The organism is Nevskia soli (genome assembly GCF_903970205.1).
Classification (GTDB): domain Bacteria; phylum Acidobacteriota; class Terriglobia; order Bryobacterales; family Bryobacteraceae; genus Bog-113.
The window spans coordinates 1-2,817 of sequence record NZ_CAJCHS010000043.1; the positions used below are offsets into that span (position 1 = coordinate 1).

The window sequence follows — 2,817 nt, forward strand, 5'->3', positions numbered from 1 at the left end:
CCGCTCGTACGATCTCTTTGTTTCGCGATTCGGACCGCTGAACGCCGTGCAGAATGTCAGAGCGTTCGGCAATGATCCGGACCAGCCGCTGTTGTTGTCGCTGGAAGAATACAATCCCGAGACCAGGCTCGCGAAGAAGACGGCTATTTTCGACCGCAGAACGCTGGAACGGTATCGGCCCGTCGAGCGCGTTGAAACCGCTTCGGAAGCTTTGCTGGTGTCCCTGAATGAGACCGGCCAGATAAGTTGGCCCCGTATGGAAGCGCTGACCGGCAAGAGCGCATTCGATTTGCAGGACGAACTGGGTTCACTCGCATACCGGAATCCTGAGGGCGGCACTTGGGAAACTGCGGATCGATATCTCAGTGGCAACGTCCGGGCGAAGCTCGTCGTTGCCCAGTCTTCGGCTCGCCTCGACCCTGCTTACCAGCGGAATGTCGAAGCATTGCAGGCCGTGCAACCGCCGGACCTTAAGCCGGGAGAAATCGAAGCGCGTCTCGGTTCATCGTGGATTCCTCGGTCAGACATTCGCGACTTCGTTGCTGAGTTGCTGGACGTGGCGCCCGCGACCGTGAAGGTCGGCTACGCGGAATCCATCGCAACCTGGACTCTGGAGCTGGACTACGCCGCGAACTACACCGTGAGCAACACCACGACGCACGGCACCTCGCGCTTTCGCGCATCGGACCTGATTGAGCAGTCGTTGAACGGACGTACGCCCACAGCCTATGATGAGGACCCGGAAGGAAAACGTACCGTAAACCAGCCTGAGACGATCGCGGCCCGCGAAAAGCAGCAGCAATTGAAGGATCGATTCGGGGAGTGGGTCTGGGAAAATCCCGACCGCGCGAAACGGCTGGCGGACGATTACAACTTTCGCTTTAATAATATCCATCTGCGTGAGTTTGATGGTTCGCATCTTACCTTGCCTGGAATGGTGCGAACCGCGCTTCGCGACGGCGACCTCGCGCCGCACCAGAAGAACGCGGTCTGGCGCATTCTTCAGGGTGGAAGTCCGCTGCTGGCCCATGTCGTGGGAGCCGGGAAAACGTGGACCATGGCCGCGGCCGCGATGGAACTCCGACGCCTCGATCTGGCGAAAAAGCCGATGTTCGTAGTTCCCAATCATCTGGTAGACCAGTGGGGTGCGGAGTTTCTGAAGTTGTACCCGCAAGCACGGTTGTTCGTCGCCGGGAAAGAACACTTTGCCACCGAAAACCGGCAGCAGGCAATGGCGCGAATCGCGACCGGGAACTACGACGCCGTGATCGTCTCGCATCGTTCGTTCGAGTTGCTTCCGGTCTCTGACGATTACTTCAACCGCTTCGTCCAGAAGCAGGTGGCTGAACTGGATGAGGAGATCGGGCAGGCTAACGAGTCGAAAGACGACAACCGCCGCATCGTGAAAGAACTGGAAAAAGCGAAGAAGCGGCTTACAGTTCGTCTGAAAAAGCGCGCTGCCAGGGAGTCGAAGGACCGCGTTCTGACCTTCGAAGAGCTGGGAGTCGATGCGATTTTCGTTGATGAGGCCGATCTGTATAAAAACCTGGCTTACACCACGAAGATGAATCGTATCGCCGGCCTTCCGAACTCCGATAGCAATCGCGCATTCGATATGTTTCTGAAGGCTCGCTATCTACAGGAACGGAACGACGGGCGCGGCGTAGTCTTTGCGACCGGCACGCCGATTTCGAACACCCTCGCTGAGATGTACACCATGCAGCGGTATCTCGCGCCGGAAATGCTGTCGGAGCGGGGCGTCAATCATTTCGATCCGTGGGCAGCGAACTTTGCCGAGGCCGTCACGTCGCTGGAACTCGCGCCGGATGGATCCGGGTACCGGATGCACACCCGCTTCGCAAAGTTCATCAATCTTCCGGAGCTGCTTACGATGTTCCGCACCGTTGCCGACGTGCAAACAGCAGACATGCTCAACCTGCCGCGCCCCGAACTGGAGAACGGTCGGCCGACCGTCGTGGCTGCGCCGGCGAGTCCCGAACTCAAAGCCTTCATCCGAACTTTGACCGACCGGGCTGAGAGGCTGAAGAAGGAACGTGTCGATCCGGCCGTGGATAATATGCTGAAGATCACCGGGGAGGGCCGCAAAGCAGCGCTGGATATGCGTCTGGTTCGACCGAGCGTTGAGCCGCCAGAGGACACCAAGGTCGACCGCGCGGTCTCGCGAATCCTCAAAATCTGGAACGATACCCGGAGCGAGCGTTCGACCCAACTAGTCTTCAGCGATCTCTCCACGCCAGATCCCCAACGATTCAATGTCTACGACGACATCCGATCAAAGCTGGTTGCCGCGGGCATCCCACCGCGAGAGATTGCCTTCATCCATGACGCGGAAACCGACACTGCGAAGAAACTGCTGTTCGACGCAGTGAATGCGGGTCGAGTTCGGGTGCTGCTCGGGTCTACAGAAAAGATGGGAGCTGGGACCAACGTCCAACGACGGCTCGTGGCCCTTCATCACCTGGACGCGCCATGGCGCCCGCGCGATATCGAGCAGCGTGAAGGACGGATACTGCGACAGGGGAACACGAACAAAGAGGTTCAGATCTACCGCTATGTGACGGAAGGCTCCTTCGACGCCTACATGTGGCAAACATTGGAAACCAAGGCGCGCTTTATCCATCAGGTAATGCGCGGAGAAACGTCGGTGCGGGCGGCGGAAGACCTGGACAGCGGCGCCCTTACCTACGCCGAGATCAAAGCCATTGCCTCCGGCAATCCCGCTGTCGTTCAAAAAATCAAGATCGACACGGAAATCCGCAAGCTCGACCAGTTGCGCGCCGTTCACGTCAATCAGCA

At 58.5% G+C, this 2,817-nt stretch carries 1 protein-coding gene; it reads left to right on the forward strand.

Annotated elements, in window-relative coordinates; all coding sequences use genetic code 11:
- Positions 1 to 2,817 (forward strand): DEAD/DEAH box helicase family protein (locus tag H1Y01_RS02210; RefSeq protein WP_180538461.1); only part of this gene is annotated, 2,817 nt, incomplete at both ends.